Origin of the sequence: Laceyella sacchari (assembly GCF_004343255.1) — a bacterium.
Lineage (GTDB): Bacteria > Bacillota > Bacilli > Thermoactinomycetales > Thermoactinomycetaceae > Laceyella > Laceyella sacchari.
In genome coordinates, this window is the sequence record NZ_SMDD01000001.1 from 754,423 (window position 1) to 771,854 (window position 17,432).

20 protein-coding genes are annotated in these 17,432 nt (G+C 50.6%); 15 read left to right on the plus strand and 5 right to left on the minus strand.

The window, feature by feature from the left end:
- From EDC32_RS03615 to EDC32_RS03635, 5 genes are all read left to right on the plus strand, one after another.
- Positions 1–945 (plus strand): phosphotransferase, encoded by a 945-nt coding sequence (locus tag EDC32_RS03615; protein WP_132220052.1) that lies wholly within the window; start codon positions 1–3, stop codon positions 943–945.
- Between the two features lie 69 nt (positions 946–1,014).
- Positions 1,015–1,872 (plus strand): nitrilase-related carbon-nitrogen hydrolase, encoded by an 858-nt coding sequence (locus tag EDC32_RS03620; RefSeq protein ID WP_022736072.1) that lies wholly within the window; start codon positions 1,015–1,017, stop codon positions 1,870–1,872.
- A complete protein-coding gene (locus EDC32_RS03625) occupies positions 1,869–2,720 on the plus strand; it encodes an NAD+ synthase (RefSeq protein WP_246026833.1) in 852 nt (283 codons plus the stop codon). The genes EDC32_RS03620 and EDC32_RS03625 overlap by 4 nt, the downstream gene beginning before the upstream one ends.
- 23 nt (positions 2,721–2,743) lie before the next feature.
- Positions 2,744–3,499, plus strand: coding sequence for a YebC/PmpR family DNA-binding transcriptional regulator (locus tag EDC32_RS03630; RefSeq protein ID WP_132220053.1), 756 nt, complete (start codon positions 2,744–2,746; stop codon positions 3,497–3,499).
- Between the two features lie 118 nt (positions 3,500–3,617).
- Positions 3,618–4,172, plus strand: a complete 555-nt coding sequence (locus EDC32_RS03635; protein WP_132220054.1) for a DUF1572 family protein — start codon at positions 3,618–3,620, stop codon at positions 4,170–4,172.
- 77 nt (positions 4,173–4,249) lie between these two features.
- Here the strand turns inward: EDC32_RS03635 and EDC32_RS03640 are convergent, their stop codons facing one another.
- The 5 genes from EDC32_RS03640 to EDC32_RS03660 form a co-directional block, all read right to left on the minus strand.
- Positions 4,250–5,143, minus strand: a complete 894-nt coding sequence (locus EDC32_RS03640; RefSeq protein WP_132220055.1) for a metal ABC transporter permease — start codon at positions 5,141–5,143, stop codon at positions 4,250–4,252.
- Positions 5,140–6,414 (minus strand): metal ABC transporter permease, encoded by a 1,275-nt coding sequence (locus tag EDC32_RS03645; protein WP_132220056.1) that lies wholly within the window; start codon positions 6,412–6,414, stop codon positions 5,140–5,142. The genes EDC32_RS03640 and EDC32_RS03645 overlap by 4 nt, the downstream gene beginning before the upstream one ends.
- A gap of 4 nt (positions 6,415–6,418) precedes the next feature.
- Complete coding sequence (locus EDC32_RS03650; protein ID WP_054095436.1) at positions 6,419–7,183, minus strand: metal ABC transporter ATP-binding protein; 765 nt, start codon at positions 7,181–7,183, stop codon at positions 6,419–6,421.
- A gap of 21 nt (positions 7,184–7,204) precedes the next feature.
- Positions 7,205–8,128 carry a metal ABC transporter solute-binding protein, Zn/Mn family gene (locus tag EDC32_RS03655; RefSeq protein ID WP_132220057.1) on the minus strand — a complete coding sequence of 308 codons (924 nt, stop codon included), beginning with the start codon at positions 8,126–8,128 and terminating at the stop codon, positions 7,205–7,207.
- Positions 8,129–8,374: 246 nt separating this feature from the next.
- A complete protein-coding gene (locus EDC32_RS03660) occupies positions 8,375–9,295 on the minus strand; it encodes a DMT family transporter (RefSeq protein WP_132220058.1) in 921 nt (306 codons plus the stop codon).
- 228 nt (positions 9,296–9,523) lie between these two features.
- On the opposite strand from EDC32_RS03660, the gene EDC32_RS03665 reads away from it, so the two are divergent.
- From EDC32_RS03665 to yajC, 10 genes are all read left to right on the plus strand, one after another.
- Complete coding sequence (locus EDC32_RS03665) at positions 9,524–10,162, plus strand: class I SAM-dependent methyltransferase (protein WP_246026834.1); 639 nt, start codon at positions 9,524–9,526, stop codon at positions 10,160–10,162.
- 35 nt (positions 10,163–10,197) lie between these two features.
- Positions 10,198–11,073: a polysaccharide deacetylase family protein gene (locus EDC32_RS03670; protein ID WP_132220059.1), complete on the plus strand. Its 876-nt coding sequence runs from the start codon at positions 10,198–10,200 to the stop codon at positions 11,071–11,073.
- Between the two features lie 85 nt (positions 11,074–11,158).
- Positions 11,159–12,019: a YitT family protein gene (locus EDC32_RS03675; protein ID WP_054095432.1), complete on the plus strand. Its 861-nt coding sequence runs from the start codon at positions 11,159–11,161 to the stop codon at positions 12,017–12,019.
- A gap of 102 nt (positions 12,020–12,121) precedes the next feature.
- The gene (gene ruvC, locus EDC32_RS03680) at positions 12,122–12,628 is read left to right on the plus strand and encodes a crossover junction endodeoxyribonuclease RuvC (protein WP_054095431.1); all 507 of its coding nucleotides are present in this window, start codon (positions 12,122–12,124) and stop codon (positions 12,626–12,628) included.
- Positions 12,625–13,236, plus strand: coding sequence for a Holliday junction branch migration protein RuvA (gene ruvA, locus EDC32_RS03685; RefSeq protein ID WP_054095430.1), 612 nt, complete (start codon positions 12,625–12,627; stop codon positions 13,234–13,236). Before ruvC ends, ruvA begins: the two co-directional genes overlap by 4 nt.
- A gap of 13 nt (positions 13,237–13,249) precedes the next feature.
- Positions 13,250–14,251: a Holliday junction branch migration DNA helicase RuvB gene (ruvB, locus tag EDC32_RS03690; protein WP_054095429.1), complete on the plus strand. Its 1,002-nt coding sequence runs from the start codon at positions 13,250–13,252 to the stop codon at positions 14,249–14,251.
- Positions 14,248–14,466 (plus strand): DUF2905 domain-containing protein, encoded by a 219-nt coding sequence (locus EDC32_RS03695; RefSeq protein WP_022736087.1) that lies wholly within the window; start codon positions 14,248–14,250, stop codon positions 14,464–14,466. Before ruvB ends, EDC32_RS03695 begins: the two co-directional genes overlap by 4 nt.
- Positions 14,467–14,654: 188 nt before the next feature.
- Positions 14,655–15,689 (plus strand): tRNA preQ1(34) S-adenosylmethionine ribosyltransferase-isomerase QueA, encoded by a 1,035-nt coding sequence (gene queA, locus EDC32_RS03700; RefSeq protein WP_132220060.1) that lies wholly within the window; start codon positions 14,655–14,657, stop codon positions 15,687–15,689.
- 16 nt (positions 15,690–15,705) lie between these two features.
- Positions 15,706–16,881, plus strand: a complete 1,176-nt coding sequence (tgt, locus tag EDC32_RS03705) for a tRNA guanosine(34) transglycosylase Tgt (protein ID WP_054095428.1) — start codon at positions 15,706–15,708, stop codon at positions 16,879–16,881.
- A 19-nt stretch (positions 16,882–16,900) separates the two neighbouring features.
- Positions 16,901–17,194 (plus strand): preprotein translocase subunit YajC, encoded by a 294-nt coding sequence (yajC, locus tag EDC32_RS03710; protein WP_022736090.1) that lies wholly within the window; start codon positions 16,901–16,903, stop codon positions 17,192–17,194.
- The last annotated feature ends 238 nt before the right edge of the window (positions 17,195–17,432 follow it).

Genomic DNA, 17,432 nt, shown 5'->3' on the forward strand with positions numbered 1-17,432 from the left:
ATGAAACAACCCCACCGATCCCTTGTGGAAACCGTCCTACATAGCAACGTACACCAGATGAAGCCTTATCGCAAAAATTGGTGTATCGAAACGGATCATCAGAAGTGGATCGCCAAACATGTGCATCCGACTTGGCTCAGGTGGTGGGTTCAAGTAGATTATGAGTTGCGCCTGAGGGGATTCACTTCGATGCAACCCATCCGCTCAGATGGCGGAGAATGGTTGTTCATGCCGTTTATTGAAGGAAAGACGGGCCGGTACTCCATTAGAGAAGATGTCGAGAAAATGGTTGAGACATTGGCGATTTTCCATCGTTTGGGTCGGAGATTGATGACGCCGCCGATAGATGAGGCGGCCTTTCTCTTGTCCGAACGGATTGCCGATCGTTTAAATCAATTTTACCGCGTGCTCCAAAAGGTGGATCAATTGGAAGCGCCCCTGCGAGAGCTTCTTTTGGCGCACGGCCGGGATTTTTATCTTGATGGTTTGGCGGCTTGGGAGCGATTGCGTCAACTTCCTCTGACCCGCTTTTCATTGAAAGAGCGCCGCTTGCACGCCCTAAGCCATCGCGATTTGGCCAGCCACAATTGGATGGTTGATAAAGCGGGGCGCGTCTGGTTGATTGATTTTGAAACAGCGTCATACGATGCCCAGATTGGTGATGTGTGGCAAATGGTTTCACGCATTTTGGTAGAGAATGAATGGTCGGAAGAATGGTTGCGCATGTTTTTGGTTCAGTATGAAAAAGAGCGCCTCCTGTCTTCGTTTGAAAAAAAAGTCCTGTCCGTGTTGCTCGCTTTCCCCAATGAATTCATGAGGGAAGCGATTGGTTTGGCAGAGCAAAAACGAGGGTACCGGATGAAATATTCCCTGCCGTACTTGCATAAAATAGCCGAATGCCGAAGCAAATGGAAATCACAATCGAAACAACTATTCTATTGGTAGATGGAAAAGCTTATGGTATGATGTAGATTGATTTTATATAGCCTTGTTTTTGCCTGAGGAGGCCAAAGCATGAGAATAGGACTTGCACAGATCAAACCACGCTTGGGGCGAGTGGATATTAATTTGGAATTGCACGAGGAAATGATCCACCGGGCCCGAGAGGAGCAGGTGGATCTTTTGATCTTCCCTGAGCTGAGTGTGACGGGGTACAATCTGATGGATTTGACCTACGAAATGGCTAGAGATCCTTTCAGCCCCGACATTCAGCAATTGATTCAGGCAGCGGGTGAGATGGATCTCGTGTTCGGCTTTGTGGAACACAGCCCTGAGCACATTTTGTACAACTCCGCTGCATACGTCACCCAACAAAGCCTTCATTATCTGTATCGGAAGGTGTATTTGCCTACATATGGAATGTTTGATGAGGCCCGTTATTTTGGACGGGGTCAAATGATCCGTAGCATTCCAACCCGATTCGGTCAAGTGGGCATCCAAATCTGCGAAGATGCTTGGCATCCTTCCACCGCTTATCTGTTGGCCCAAGACGGGGCGCAAATCCTGATTGTCCCTTCCAATTCGCCTGCGCGTCAACCACACGGCGAGAGCTTGGGTTCACAAGAAGCTTGGCATGCCATTTTACAAGCCCAAGCGATGGCGCATGGATGCTACGTATTGTTCGCTAACCGTGTGGGGACGGAAGACGGTGTAACCTTCTTTGGAGGTTCTGCTGTCGTGGACCCGTTCGGGAAAGTGGAAAAGAGCGCTTCCCTGTTTGAAGAGGAGTTGCTCATCGCTGACCTTGATTTGGACAAAGTGCGGAAAGCGCGTTTCCAAATGCCAATGTTACGAGATGAAGACGTAGACATCAGCTTGCGGGAATTGACCCGTATCAAACGCAAACGGAGCGGGGAGGGAACTTGGTTATGAAAATGGTGGCCGATATGTTGGAACAAGCGCCTTTCCTGCGTTTGAATGAAGAGTTAACCACCGAGTTGCTCACGACCGCCCTTCGCGAAGAGGTGACCAAAGCCGGTTTCAACAAAGTGGTTTTAGGCTTGTCCGGCGGCATCGATTCGGCCTTGTCCCTCTACTTGAGCGTGCGCGCCTTTGGCCCGGAGAATGTGATTGCTGTCAGAATGCCTTATAAGACAAGCAGTCCAAGCAGTCTGGAAGACGCTGAGGCGGCCATTACGGCGACCGGGGTAGAGGCGCTCACGATCGATATCACGCCGCAGATCGATGCGTACTTTGACATGATGCCAGATGCGACACCGCTACGTCGGGGTAATAAAATGGCGCGCGAGCGGATGACGATTCTTTATGATTTGTCGGCCCATTACAATGCCTTGGTCATCGGTACGAGCAACCGGACGGAATTGTTGTTGGGATATGGCACACAATTTGGCGATGCCGCTTCCGCCGTCAACCCGATCGGGGATTTGTACAAGACGCAGGTGCGTCAGTTGGCGGTCTATTTGGGAGTGCCGGAGCAGATCATCGCCAAGCCACCAAGCGCCGACTTGTGGGAAGAGCAGACCGATGAAGGAGAATTGGGCTTTACTTACCTGGATGTGGATTGTTTGCTTCACTATATGGTGGATCAACGTTATACGTTGGACCAATTGCGGGCCCAAGGGTTTGAGGATGAATTCATCGCTAAAGTAAGCAAACGGATCATTCAAAACCAGTACAAGCGCACCATGCCCGTAATCTTAAAGGTGGGCAACCGGACGGTGGGTGTCGACTTCCGGTATTTGCGTGACTGGGGTCTATAAACAAAGTTGGGAGAGTGAAGCTGATGGCAGGACACTCTAAGTGGAAAAACATCCAGCACCGCAAGGGTCGGCAAGATGCCTTGCGGGGCAAGATGTTTGCCAAATTGGCACGGGAAATTTATGTGGCTGCCCGTATGGGCGACAAAGATCCGGCCAACAATCATCAGTTGCGTTTGGCCATTGCCAAAGCACGCGCACAAAACATGCCGAATGATAATATTGAGCGCGCGATCAAAAAAGCGGCCGGAGGCGGAGATGGTAAAGATTATGAAGCCATCACATATGAAGGATACGGTCCAAGCGGAACAGCGATCATGGTTGAGACCTTGACGGATAATCGCAACCGCACCGCCGCCGACATTCGCCACATTTTCTCCAAACGTGGAGGAAACATGGGGGAAAGCGGATGTGTGTCATGGATGTTTGAACGCAAAGGTTACTTGGTGATCGATCGCGAAGCTGTGTCCATGGATGAAGAAGAATGCATGTTGATCGCGTTGGAGTACGGGGCCGATGATGTGGAAGCCACGGACAAAACGTTTGAAATCACCACTTCGCCCGACGCATTTGAAGATGTGAAAAAGGGACTGGAGGAAGCCGGAGCGGTTTTCACCACCGCAGAAGTGACTTTTGTGCCATCTAACAAAGTGCATCTGGCAGGAGATGCAGCGAAAGCAGTGTTTCAGTTGATCGATGCGCTGGAAGAACACGATGATGTGCAAAACGTGTACGCCAATATTGATGTAGATGAAGAAGAATTGGCTGGTTTCGCAGAATGACAACGCATCGCTAAGCCCAGGAGCTTGCCATCCTGGGTTTATTTGTATATGTCATGCAGTGCAGAGGGAATAGATTGAATAATCGATATTTTCTACCTTGAGGAATGGGGTGATCCAGATGGACATGGAACAGGCATATTTAGCTGTCGCGCTGGAAAATTTTCGCGACATCAAGCGGATGGGAGAGCGGGTTTTGGCTCAATTAAATGATGAAGAGATCAATGTGATTCCAGCCGATGAATCAAACAGCATTGCGATCATCGTCAAACATTTGGTCGGTAACATGCGATCACGGTGGACCGATTTTTTGACTACGGATGGGGAGAAGCCTACACGGAACAGAGAGGCCGAATTTGAAGGAGGTTATCCAACACGGGCTGCATTGAAAGAAGAGTGGGAACAAGGTTGGCAAATGGTTTTGGAAACGGTCGAGTCTTTAACGCCCGACGATTTGTTGAAGACAGTGACGATCAGAGGGGAGAAACATACGGTGATGCAAGCCATACAGAGACAAGTGGTTCATTATTCTGTCCATATCGGGCAGATGGTTTACATCGGAAAATGGCTCAAACGAGATCGCTGGCAGAGTTTGTCGATTCCGCGCGGACAATCCCAGGCGTATTTGGAAGAAATGTTGAAGCGGTCGGAAAAAGAAAAACTGGATAAAGAATAAATGCGATTTATATCTTGGCTATGCATGTGAAAAGGCGATGCCCCTTTCTCTTCATCAGGGGAAAGAGGCGTCGCCCTTTATTCGCCGTGAGATGCCAGATCACGCCGCAATCGCTTGCGTTGCCACCAGCGTGTAACTAGACCGTGGCGTGGAGACAGGATCAATGCGAGGATGAAAAAGACACCTGCCATCACTGTCATGGCTCCAGCAACCGAAGCGTCCAAGGCGCCGGCCAAGAAGTAGCCGGTGACCGCACTGAGGCAACCAGCCAGAACGCTGTATAATAACATCCGACTTAAGCGGTCGGTCAGGAGATAGGCAGTTGCCGCTGGAACGATCAGCATAGCGACGACCAGAATAGCTCCTACGCTTTCAAATGAAGCGACGGTGGTCACCGATACCAATCCCATCAGCAGGTAGTGAAAAAAGGCGACGGGAATGCCGAGGGCTGCCGCCATGGCGGGGTCAAAGGCACTTAGCTTTAGTTGTTTATAAAAAAGCAGGATGGCCAGTGCGTTTAGCACGAGAGTTGTTCCTACAATCCATACCGCTTTGGGCCCCCAGTCCAAACCGTTCCAGATGATGGTATCCCAAGGAACATAGATGATCTCACCATACAAAACGCAATCCAAATCCAAGTCGACTTGTCTTGCGAACAGTGAAACCAAAATGATTCCGACCGAGAACAGGGAGGTGAACGTGACGCTGATGGCTGCGTCGGCTTGCACTCCCGATTTGCGCAACGACTCGATCAGCAAGGTTGTAACCAATCCAAATGCGGCCGCCCCCAAAAGCATAGGAAGCGAATGGCGGTCGCCGGTGACGAGAAACGCGACGACGATCCCCGGTAGGACCGCGTGGCTGATAGCGTCCCCCACCATCGCCATTTTTCGTAAAATCAGGAAGCAGCCGAGTAGTGCGCAACTGGAGGCTACCAACATACCGGTGAGGATGATCCATAGCTCGTTCATAAGAATCCCCCCTGATCAGATGGAGAGAGATGATCTGGCAGGTATTGAGGCGCATGCTGGTGCCTGTGCAACAATGCGAGCAACGTGCGCCGCAATTGCGCGGGGAACTCTTCTTTGCGCCCGATCTCTTGCAAGGGAACCGGACTGTCGATGGAGGTCTCGTACATGGCCCACACTTCCATCAACCGTTGGAACAATGTGGTGTTGTATGCTTCTTTCCAACCGGTTTCGCTAAATGTGAGCGCCCCATCCTGCCTGCATAGCCACCCTTTGCGCACCAAGTTGTCCAGCTGTTTGGAAGACAACTTGGCTTCAAGCAAGATGGCTGATAACTCCGACTCGGGAATCGTGGGTTGTTGATTCCGCTCCATCCAGTTGTATAAGGCGGTCAAAGCCGTTTCTTCGGCCAACTTCGTTTTCAGGCGGGCTGCACGCCAGCTTTTAGCAATCAGACCACGCTGGGGTGCGCATAACATCGACAGGAAAAACAGCGCAGTAGACGACAGCACAATGATCGGGCCGGTGGACAATTGCGCGCCAAATGTGCTGATCCAAGAGCCGAGCAGACCTGAGAGTCCGCCAAAACATGCGGCGATGATAACCATCCGCCCTAGCCTTTCCGTCCAATAACGGGCAGCGGCGGCTGGGGTGATCAGGAGCGCGGCCATCAAGATCACGCCTGCCGCCTGCAAGCCGATGACCACCGTGGTGACTAACAGCAACATGAACAGGAATTCCAAAGGGCGCAAAGGAAACCCGATGCTTTCGGCAAAGGCCGGATCGAACGCAAGAAGTTTCAGCTCCTTAAAAAACAGCGCGCAAAGAGTGATTAATAAAAGTGATATGATGCCCAACAACAACAAGTCCGACTGGATGATCGCCGCAGCTTGCCCGAATAAAAATTTGTCCAGACCGCTTTGGTTTCCGTTAGGGCTGTGTTGGATTTGCGTGAGTAACACAATGCCCAACCCGAAGAAAACAGACAAAGTGAGTCCCAAGGCCGTATCTTCTTTGATGCGTGAGCGTGCCGTGATGAAGTTGATCGCAAAGGATGCGACCAGACCGGTGAGCAGTGCACCGATTAAAAACGCAAACATGTTTTTCGTGCCTGTGACCATAAATGCCAAACAGATGCCCGGCAACGCGGCGTGAGAAAGAACATCTCCCATCAACCCCCGTTTTCGCAAAAAGGCGAAACTGCCGATGATGCCGCTGGTCAGGCCTAAGACGCTGGTGCCCACGACAACCCATAATGCATTAGGTTCGAACATGATTTCACCCCATCATTGTCAAATCAAACTGTCTAGGCAATATAGCGAGTCGTCCGCCGTAAGTTTTTTGCAGGTTTTCCACGGTGAATGTTTCTTTGGTGGGACCCGCCGCGATCAGCCGCATGTTAAGAAGGATGACCGAATCAAAGTAATCGGTGACCGTTTGCAAGTCATGATGCACGACAAACACCGTTTTGTTACGGGCTCTCAACTCTTGTAACACCTGGATGATCGCTTTTTCCGTAGCCGCATCCACGCCTGTGAATGGTTCATCCATAAAATAGATGGTCGCGTCTTGGGCGAGCGCCCGTGCCAGAAACACCCGTTGTTGCTGTCCGCCTGACAGTTGGCTAATTTGCCGTTTGGCAAAGTCGGCCATCCCCACTTTATCGAGGCAAGCCATGGCGATGTCACGGTCTGACTTTCCAGGGCGCTTAAACCATCCCAACTTCCCGTATCTTCCCATCATCACCACATCGAGAACGTCGGTCGGGAAATCCCAGTCGACGGATTCGCGTTGGGGAACATAGCCGATCAGTTGCTGCGAGGATCGATAGGGCTGCCCATAGATGTGGACGGAGCCTCCGGTGAGAGGCAACAAGCCCAATACGGCCTTGATGAAGGTGGATTTGCCTGCGCCATTAGGGCCAATGATTCCAATCAGCTCTCCTTCAGGTGAAGCATAAGTGATCTCTCTTAACACCGGTTTTTTATGGTATGCGACGGATAAACGTTCCACAGAAACGGGTGCCGCATGTTTTTGTTTCATTGTCGTTCACCCCATTTTCATTTATTTCAATGCTTCCGTGATGACATCGACATTGTGCCGCACCATGCCGATATAGTTTCCAGCTGGCGTTCCGGCTTCGCCCATCGCATCCGAAAACAGCTGTCCCCCGATGCGCACATGATGCCCCCGTTGCCGGACACCTTGCACGACTGCTTCGATAGAGCGTTTCGGCACGCTTGATTCCACGAATACCGCTTTGATTTTGCGCGAAGCGAGCAAGTCCACCAAGCCGGAAACATCGGCAATGCCATATTCAGACGTGGTGTTGATCCCTTGCAAGCCCACCACTTCCATGTCGTAAGCGCGGCCAAAATAGCCAAATGCGTCATGCGCGGTAACCAGCACACGTTGTCCTTTGGGGATGGAGCCGATTTGCCGGCGAGCGTATTCATGCAATTGTTCCAGCTGCTCCAAATACTGTTGCGTTTGACGCTCGTAATCTTGCCGGTGCTGGGGGTCGATTTGGCTCAACGTATGTTTGACCCGATTGGTTGCTTCCATCCACAGTTGGACATCAAACCAAATGTGGGGATCTAGTTGATCTTTTTCAGCAGTGAGCAGCTTGCTTTTGGGAAGATGGTCGGCAACAGCTACCACGAACTTTGTTTTTCCGATTTTCTTTAGTATTTCAACCATTTTTCCTTCCAAATGGAGTCCGTTATAAAAAATCAGATCCGCGTCATCCAGTTTCTGAAGATCACCTTGGGATGCTTTAAACAAATGTGGATCTACCCCGGGGCCCATGAGGCTTGTGACTTGAACGTGCTTTCCTCCCACGTTTTTCACGATGTCGGCGATCATACCGGTGGTCGTGGTTACGCGGAGAGGATAGTGCGTCTCTTTTTTATTTGCCGGTTGGCAAGCGCTTATGAACAATAACGGCAAAATAAAGAGAACAATCAAACTCGCGCGAATCCGGTTCATGATGGTCTCCTCCCGAGAACGATTTCCAATGTTTTCTTCAATCTTTGTCCATATGCATAGATTATGCGCGAATGCATATAAGTTGGCTTAGTGCAAAACTTGAATTAATTATATTCTAGTTAAAGTCTTTCTATATTGTCAATGAATAAGTTGTTGCTCAAAAGTGCGTTTGTCCTTCAAAACCGACCACCCTGCACCCTGGTGCACTTTTATCGTGCCCAAAGGGGCAGGGTGTTCATCATGGATCTAGGGTGAGCGTGATTGGGTTCGCTTGTGACGATGAAGTAGAGACCGCGGTAATTCGGCCACGATCATGCCAGCTAAGATGCATAGGCAGCCCAGCATTGCACGCCAGCTTAGTTTGGTGCCAAACCAAACATAATCAGCAAGCGCAGCGAAAACCGGTTCCATGGCGAATATGAGGGCGACGCGGGTGGGGTGGGCTACTTTCTGCACATGGGTTTGCGCGATGAATGCCAAGGTGGTTGCCAACAAAGAAGTGATCAACAATGTCACTAAGACTAGGGGATTAAAGAGAATGTCCGCGTGCAACACCTCCTGCCACGGTTCGAACTGGAGCGCAGAGACGAAGCTTAATAAGGAAACGGCGCTCAACTGAATCGCAACCAAGAGGAGGGGGTTAGCGTGGGGAGAGTATTTGCCGGTGTAGACGATTTGCAAAGCGAAAAAGATGGCGCAGAGAAAAGCGAGCAGATCACCGGCATTAATGGATTGGAAATCCGTGAAAGCAAGCAAGTATAGTCCGATGACGGCCATGGTCACACCGATGAGCCCGTTCGGCGTAATTTCGGTTTTTAAGATCGGTTTGGCCAAAAAAGGAACCAAGGCGACGGAAATGCCGGTGAGGAACCCTGACTTGCCCGAAGTGGTGTAAAACAGACTGAACGTTTGTAGTGCGTAGCCGGCAAACAAAAAGAAACCCAATATCGAACCGGACAGCAAATGGTGTTGCCAATTTATTGAATATTTCGTGTGATCTGCCTGGAAGGCGAAGATGAGCAACACGGCGGCTGCCAGCGAAAAGCGGATGGTGAGATACCAAAATGGAGGCAAGGTGTGGATAGTGTCCTGCACGATGACGAAAGTGGCGCCCCAGACGAAGGCAATAAACAACAAAATGAAGTCGGTGGACACACGACTCTTCATGACCAACCCTTCTTTCTTCTTGGCGTTTGCCTTTTATCCTACCATTTATTGCGAGTGGAAGTGACCACTTTCCAGTCGCTTCGGGCGCGAATGGCTGGCGCCATTGCCCAAATTTCTCAGTTATACAAAAGGTGGGTCAAGGGGACGCTTGTAGAAGAAACAACAACTGGATAGAATAATATTATAAATCCAATTGGATTAATCGGTATTAAGAAGGGAATGGCGAGTATGACCATTTTGTCTCAACTATGGGTAGATCGGTTACGTTTTTTTCATACATTTATTAAAACCCCACATCTGGTGGGAAGCGTGGCTCCCAGTTCCCGCTACTTGACCAGGGCGATGATGAGCAAGATTCCGTTTTCTTCTGCATCGACCATTGTGGAATTGGGAGCGGGCACGGGAGTATTTACCAAGGCGCTAGCTCAATTGGCGCATCCAGGATCACAGGTGATTATTTTTGAGCAGGATGAACCATTGCGAAAGTCACTGCAAGCGCGTTTTCCGCAGTTTCAGATCGAATCTGACGCATTGGAGTTGCTCCGGGTGCTTGAACAGAACAAGTTGGGAAGAAATCAGGTTGACGTGATTGTCTCAGGTCTTCCGTTCGCCTGTTTTTCACAGGATTTGAGAGACGCGCTGATGGAACAAGTGACGGGAGCGTTGAAACCTGGAGGGGTGTTTGTCGCTTTTCAATATTCGTGGCAGATGAAGCGCCAGTTTTCCGAGTGGTTTGCAGAGATGTCCTTGGAGTTCGTACCAATAAATCTGCCCCCGGCATTTGTTTATACTTGCCGAACCGAAAGTGCAGACAGTAAAAGTAGTTGTTTTGTACAGGACCCACCCCTTTGCGCAAACATCGATTGATTTGGAGATTTCTGCGCACATTAGGAGTGAATGGAATGCCAGATCAACGGAAAATGAAATGGAGGATATTGGGATTGTGTGCGGCCTGCCTGATCGGCTGCATGCTAAATGATGAGGCGCTCTTCGCGGCGGCAACCTATGTGCAAAATGCCCGGCAGGAACAGAAGTCATCTTCTGAAAACGTTCAGCAACCGCGCCAGCCGGTCGAACTGCATCGTTTGAGCGGGGCCAAGGATGTGATGTTGGGCAAACCGCCGATGGTAGCCGACGCAAAGAAGACAGCTATACAAGCACATCCACGTTTGCGCAAACGAGTAGCATTGACGTTTGATGATGGCCCTGATTTGAAATACACCCCCCAAGTGTTGTCCGTCCTGAAGAAAGAACGGGTGCCGGCTACGTTTTTTGTAGTGGGCAAGATGGTTCAGAAGTACCCGAAAGTGGTACGAAGGATGGTGCGGGAAGGGCATGTGGTGGGAAATCATTCTTACTCTCACCGGGAACTCACCAAGCTCACCATGGATCAGCTGGATACTGAGATCAAACTTACTGACGCTTTGATCTACCGCGCCATCCACAAGAAACCCCTTTTCTTCCGTCCGCCATTTGGGGTGATTGATGAGAAAATCACGGCCCATCTAACTAAAAAGGGATACAAAATGATCCCATGGAATGTGGACACACTGGATTGGCAGGAAGGAAACTCTTCCGATGACATCGTCGATAAAGTGAAAAAGGATATAGAAGCAGGTGGCATCGTTTTGCAGCATTCCTTCGGTGGACCACAAATTGAAAACACAGTTAAAGCATTGCCCCGGATTATCGCTTATTTGAGAGAGAACGGATATGAATTTGTCACCATCGACCAATTGTACGATATCCAAGCATATTCAGAAACAGGAAAGCCGTAAGATACAGGGGTCAGTTCTTGCGAGTGATGCCGTCATGCGGTAGCAAATCGTGAAATGGGTTTATAAATGGAGGACGCTGAGGAGCATGGAGAAGAAGAAAAGCAGGTCTTGGTATCTGTTTAGGCACATCATTTTGATTATGATTGGCGCCGTTCTGGTTGCCACCGGTTTGGAACTGTTCATGGTGCCCAACAACGTCATCGACGGCGGCATCGTGGGGATATCCATCATTTTATCTTATCTGACAGGGTTGAATCTGGGACTGTTCTTGCTTGTTCTCAACCTGCCTTTCTTTTTATTCGGATATAAGCAGATCGGAAAAACGTTCGCTTTGTCCACCTTATTGGGTGTGTTGACTATGGCGGTCAGCACTTCCTTGTTTCATCATGTGGACAAGGTGACGAATGATCCGCTGTTGGCTGCCGTATTCGGTGGGATCATCGTAGGGATTGGCGTCGGGATTGTCATTCGGTACGGCGGATCGTTGGACGGCACAGAAGTGATGGCTATCTTGCTCACTAAGCAGTCCCCGTTTTCGGTGGGCCAGATTGTGATGTTTTTCAACTTTTTCATTCTGGGTAGCGCCGGCTTTGTGTTTGGCTGGGATCGAGCCATGTATTCGCTGATCGCTTATTACATCGCGTTCAAAATGATTGACATCACCATCGAAGGATTTAATGAAACGCGGTCGGTTTGGATTATTAGCGAGAAATCCAGAGCTATCGGAGATGCCCTGTTGACCAGATTGGGACGAGGGGTTACTTATTTTAATGCTGAAGGCGCTTACACGGGAGAGGATAAGGAAGTGATCTTCTGCGTTGTGACCCGTCTAGAAGAAGCCAAACTTAAAGAAATAGTTGAAGAGATCGATCATGAAGCCTTTTTGGCCATCGGGCATGTCCATGATGTGCGCGGCGGCCGGTTTAAAAAGAAAGATATTCATTAGCCAAGCTGTGCACGTTCTTTCGTGCAGGGCTCTTTTTTTTGTCCGGGTATGGTATAATTTGCTGAGAATGAATGTTCGCTTTATGGAGAGGGGCTTCAAACCATGCGAATCATGGGAATTGATCCGGGGATCGCCATCGTCGGGTTTGGTGTGTTGGACCGGAGGGGAAATCATTTGAAGGCGGTTGAATATGGCAGTATCCAAACGGAAGCCGGCTTGCCGACCGCAACCCGGTTGAAACAGATTTATGATGCGTGCTCCAAGCTGTTTCGCGTTTTTCAACCCGATGTGGTCGCGATTGAAAAGTTGTTTTTCAACCGCAATGTGACCACGGCGTTCACGGTAGGGCAAGCACGTGGAGTGATGATGCTGGCCGCGGAGGAAGCCGGCGTGCCGATCACGGAGTACACGCCGTTGCAAGTAAAAATGGCGGTGGTCGGGTATGGGCAGGCTGAAAAAAAGCAGGTGCAGGAGATGGTGAAAATGCTATTAAATCTGCCGCGCGCGCCCAAGCCGGACGATGTTGCCGACGCGTTGGCCATTGCCATCTGCGAAGCGCATTCATCGCAATCGATACATAAGATAAGCAAGTGGGGAATGAAATCATGATTGAATTTGTCAAAGGGGAAGTCGCGTACCATGAAGCCGATTATCTGGCGGTTGATGTGCGTGGGCTAGGTCATCAAGTGTTTGTCCCCAATCCGTTTGCGTTTGCTGACGGGGAAGAGGTGATGTTGTACACCCATTTTGTGGTGCGGGAAGACGCGCAGTTGCTTTATGGCTTCAAAACCAAGCGAGAGCGCAACCTGTTCCGCCTGCTGTTGGAGGTGTCCGGCGTCGGGCCGAAAGCGGCCTTGGCCATGTTGACGCATATGTCGCCAGAAGCTTTGGTTCGAGCAATACATATTGAAGATGTCAAAACCTTGACCAAGCTCCCTGGGGTCGGCAAGAAAACGGCGCAACGGTTGGTGCTTGACCTGAAAGACAAGCTGGCCAAACTGGGATGGGAGCCCGGTCTGGATCTGGCTGCCGAAACCGCATCGTTGCCACCAGTGGTGCCAAACGCGGAGCGTGACGTGATTGATGCCCTGTTGGCCCTTGGCTATAATGAGGAAGAGGCGGAGTGGGCGGTGCGCGAAAGCGGACAAACGATTGACGCGTCCGTGTCCACGGAAGAGTGGATCAAAAAAGCGTTGCAGGCGATGATGAAGCGATGAGGGGGGACGGACGATGGATGACCGCATCATCTCGGCCAAAGTGACCAACGAAGACGAAGAAATGGCCGAATTTAGTCTGCGCCCCCGTTTTTTCAGTGAATATATCGGGCAGTCGCGGGTCAAAGAGAATCTTAAAGTTTATATCGAAGCGGCCAAAATGCGTGGCGAGGCGTTGGATCATGTGCTGTTGTACGGGCCTCCCGGATTGGGGAAGACGACGCTCTCCAATATCATTGCCAATGAATTGGGGGTTAACATACGCACCACTTCAGGGCCGGCGATTGAGCGACCGGGTGACCTTGCGGCCATTTTGACCAATTTGCAACCGCATGACCTGTTGTTTATCGACGAAATCCACCGTTTGAATCGGTCGGTGGAGGAAGTGCTTTATCCGGCGATGGAAGATTTCGCGCTCGATATTGTGATCGGGAAGGGACCGAGCGCGCGCTCTGTCCGGTTGGATTTGCCCCCGTTTACGCTGGTGGGGGCGACGACGCGAGCCGGTTCGTTATCTTCGCCGCTCAGGGATCGGTTTGGCGTGATGAGCCGCTTGGAGTATTATACAGTGGAAGAGTTAACTTTGATCGTTTCCCGGGCGGCTGATTTGTTGCAGGTGCCGATCCAGGAAGCGGGAGCGGTTGAAATCGCCTCCAGAGCGAGGGGGACGCCGCGGATTGCCAACCGTTTGCTGAAACGGGTGCGCGATTTCGTGCAAGTACGTGGAGAAGGAATCATCACCGAAGCGGGAGCCCGTGACGCATTGGATCGCATCCAAGTGGATAAAATGGGGTTAGATCATGTGGATCATCGGCTGTTGATGACAATCATCGAAAAGTTTCGCGGTGGCCCGGTTGGTCTGGAAACGCTCGCGGCGACGATCGGTGAGGAATCGCACACGATTGAGGACGTGTACGAGCCGTATTTGATGCAAATCGGCTTTTTGCAACGCACCCCGCGCGGGCGGATGGTCACCATGCGCTGTTGCGAACATTTACAAGTGGAGTGGCCTAAATGAATCCTGTGGCAAAAACCTTCATCATCATCGGCGTCATCCTGGTTGTGGTCGGCCTGATCTGGCAAGTGGGCGGCAAGTATTTGCCTCTGGGCCGCTTACCCGGGGATGTCGTGGTGGAAAAGGAGCAAGTGAAGATTTATTTTCCGATCATGACTTGCATTCTCATCAGTGTGATTTTGTCGTTGATTAGTTATCTGATTCGTTTTTTTCGTTAGTGTGCAGTCAGCGGGGGTGGGTGGCGAACCGTTTCAACAGCCACCCGCCTTTTCGTTTCTCCGGAAGCGGGGAGTTATGGCCGAATGGTTGCCACTTTTCGAGTGGGTTGGGCTTGTCCCGTTCCTTTGGGATTTAAACAAAACAGGGACAAGTGGAAGGTTTGAATTGTTTGAGAGAAGGGATCAAGATGGACGTAGCACAATATCACTTTGAATTGCCGCAAGAATTAATCGCCCAAACACCGATCAAGGACCGGACGGGTTCCCGCCTCATGGTGGTTGACCGCAAGCGTCAGACATGGGAGCACACCCGGTTTCCGCATTTGCTTGATTATTTGGAAGCGGGAGACGTGTTGGTGCTGAATGACAGCCGGGTTCGGCCGGCCAGATTGATCGGTGTCAAAGAGGAGACGGGCGCCAAAATCGAACTGCTTTTGCTCAAGCCGCTTGGAGAAGACCGTTGGGAAGCGTTGGTCAAACCAGCCAAGCGAGTAAAGGAAGGAACGGTGGTCTCCTTTGGCGGCGGGCGTTTGCGAGCAGTGGCCGAGGCATCTACTGAGGTGGCGGGCGGCCGTGTGTTTCGCTTGGAATACGAGGTAGACGATGTGGAGTCGCTGTTTCAAGAATTGGGCCAAATGCCTCTGCCTCCTTACATTCATGAGCAATTGGACGATCCGGAGCGTTATCAGACTGTTTTTTCCAGGGTGATAGGATCGGCGGCGGCGCCCACGGCGGGATTGCATTTTACTCCGGAGTTGCTGGAGCAAGCCCAGCAAAAAGGGGTAAAACTGGCATTTGTAACTCTTCACGTCGGCTTGGGCACATTTCGGCCGGTGACGGTGGAAAGAGTGGAAGACCATCACATGCATGCTGAGTATTATGAGCTGAGCCAAGAAACAGCCGATCTCATCAATGAGGCCAAGCGGCAAGGGAAGCGGGTGATTGCGGTCGGTACCACTTCTGTGCGCACGCTGGAAACGGTGGCCTCCCGTCACGGTGGAGAGGTGCGGGCGGATAGCGGTTGGACGGATATCTTCATCTATCCTGGTTATGTTTATCAAGTAGTTGACGGCTTGGTCACCAATTTCCACCTGCCGCAGTCCACACTGCTTATGCTGGTGAGCGCTTTCGCGACAAGGGAATTGATCATGAAGGCTTACGAAGAAGCGGTGAAAGAGCGTTACCGATTCTTCAGTTTTGGAGATGCGATGTTGATTATTTGATGCGATCATCTCTATAATGGTTATTAGCGACGCAAATTTGGTAGGAGGAAACATCTTGGCTGTTCGGTATGAACTGATTAAAACATGCAAGCAGTCTGGTGCCCGCTTGGGCCGTTTACATACACCGCACGGGACGATCGAGACGCCGATCTTCATGCCTGTGGGAACGCAAGCCACCGTTAAGACAATGAGCCCGGAAGAATTGAAAGAGATGAATGCGCAAATTATCTTGTCCAACACTTATCATCTCTTTCTGCGTCCAGGGCATGACATTGTCAAAGAAGCGGGTGGCCTTCATTCCTTCATGAATTGGGATCGGCCCATCCTGACCGACAGCGGTGGATTTCAGGTGTTCAGCCTGAGCCAGCTGCGCAACATCACAGAAGAAGGGGTAACATTCCGTTCGCATTTAAGCGGGGAAAAGCTGTTCATCAGCCCGGAAAAGGCGATGGAAATTCAAAACGCGCTCGGAGCGGATATCATTATGGCCTTTGATGAATGTCCGCCACACCCGGCTGAAAAAGCGTATGTCAAAGCTTCCACCGAACGTACATACCGCTGGTTGGAGCGTTGCATCAAAGCACACGCACGACCGCATGACCAGGCGCTGTTTGGGATTGTGCAAGGCGGCATGCATCAAGACTTGCGCGAAGAGAGTGCCAAGCAATTGGTGGAGTTGGACTTGCCGGGGTATGCGGTTGGTGGTTTGAGCGTAGGCGAGCCCAAAGAGGTCATGTATGAAGTGTTATCTTATACCACACCACATCTGCCTGTGCACAAACCACGCTACTTGATGGGTGTCGGTTCGCCGGATGCTCTCATCCAAGGGGCGATTTTGGGGATTGACATGTTTGACTGCGTATTGCCGACGCGTATTGCGCGCAACGGAACCACCATGACCAGCCAAGGTCGATTGGTGGTGCGCAACGCCAAATTCGCGCGGGATTACACCCCGCTTGATCCGGCATGTGATTGTTACACCTGCCGCAATTACACACGTGCGTACTTGCGCCATCTGATTAAAGCGGATGAAACATTCGGGTTGCGCTTAACGACCTATCACAACCTGTATTTCCTGCTTAAGCTGATGGAGCAAGTGCGGCAAGCGATTCGCGAAGATCGCCTGCTTGATTTCCGCGATGAGTTCATGATGAAGTATTATGGATCGTTGAATCCGAATGCTGCTTTTTAATTGAACAGGAGGGTAAATCATGGGTCAACAATTAATGGGAATACTCCCTATGCTATTGGTGTTTGTCGCTTTCTATTTCTTTTTGATCCGTCCACAACAAAAACGGCAGAAAGAGCGCACCCAGATGCTGAGCAATTTGAAAAAAGGGGACAAGGTTGTCACCATCGGTGGGCTGCACGGCACCATTGTGGATTTGAGTGAAGAGAAAGTTACGCTGAAAGTAAACGAAAACACCCGCTTGGTGTTTGAGCGCTCGGCCATCAACAGTGTGGCTACCGCTGACGATGCGGCTGCTACCAAATCAGCGGAATAAGATTCGGGAAACCCTTGGAAACAGGCCAAGGGTTTTTTCTTGCGACTAATTCCGATAAATTTGATTGGATTTATAAATTATTTTATGCGAACCATTGTCAATATTGGTAAAAGGGTACTTGATTATGAAACTCCCCTATTCAGATACGGAGGAGGTCGCTTCAGCCAAGTAACATCAGGCATAAAAAACGGAGAATACGGATTAAAAAATTCTTGTTGACAAGGTAGAGAAGACTTCT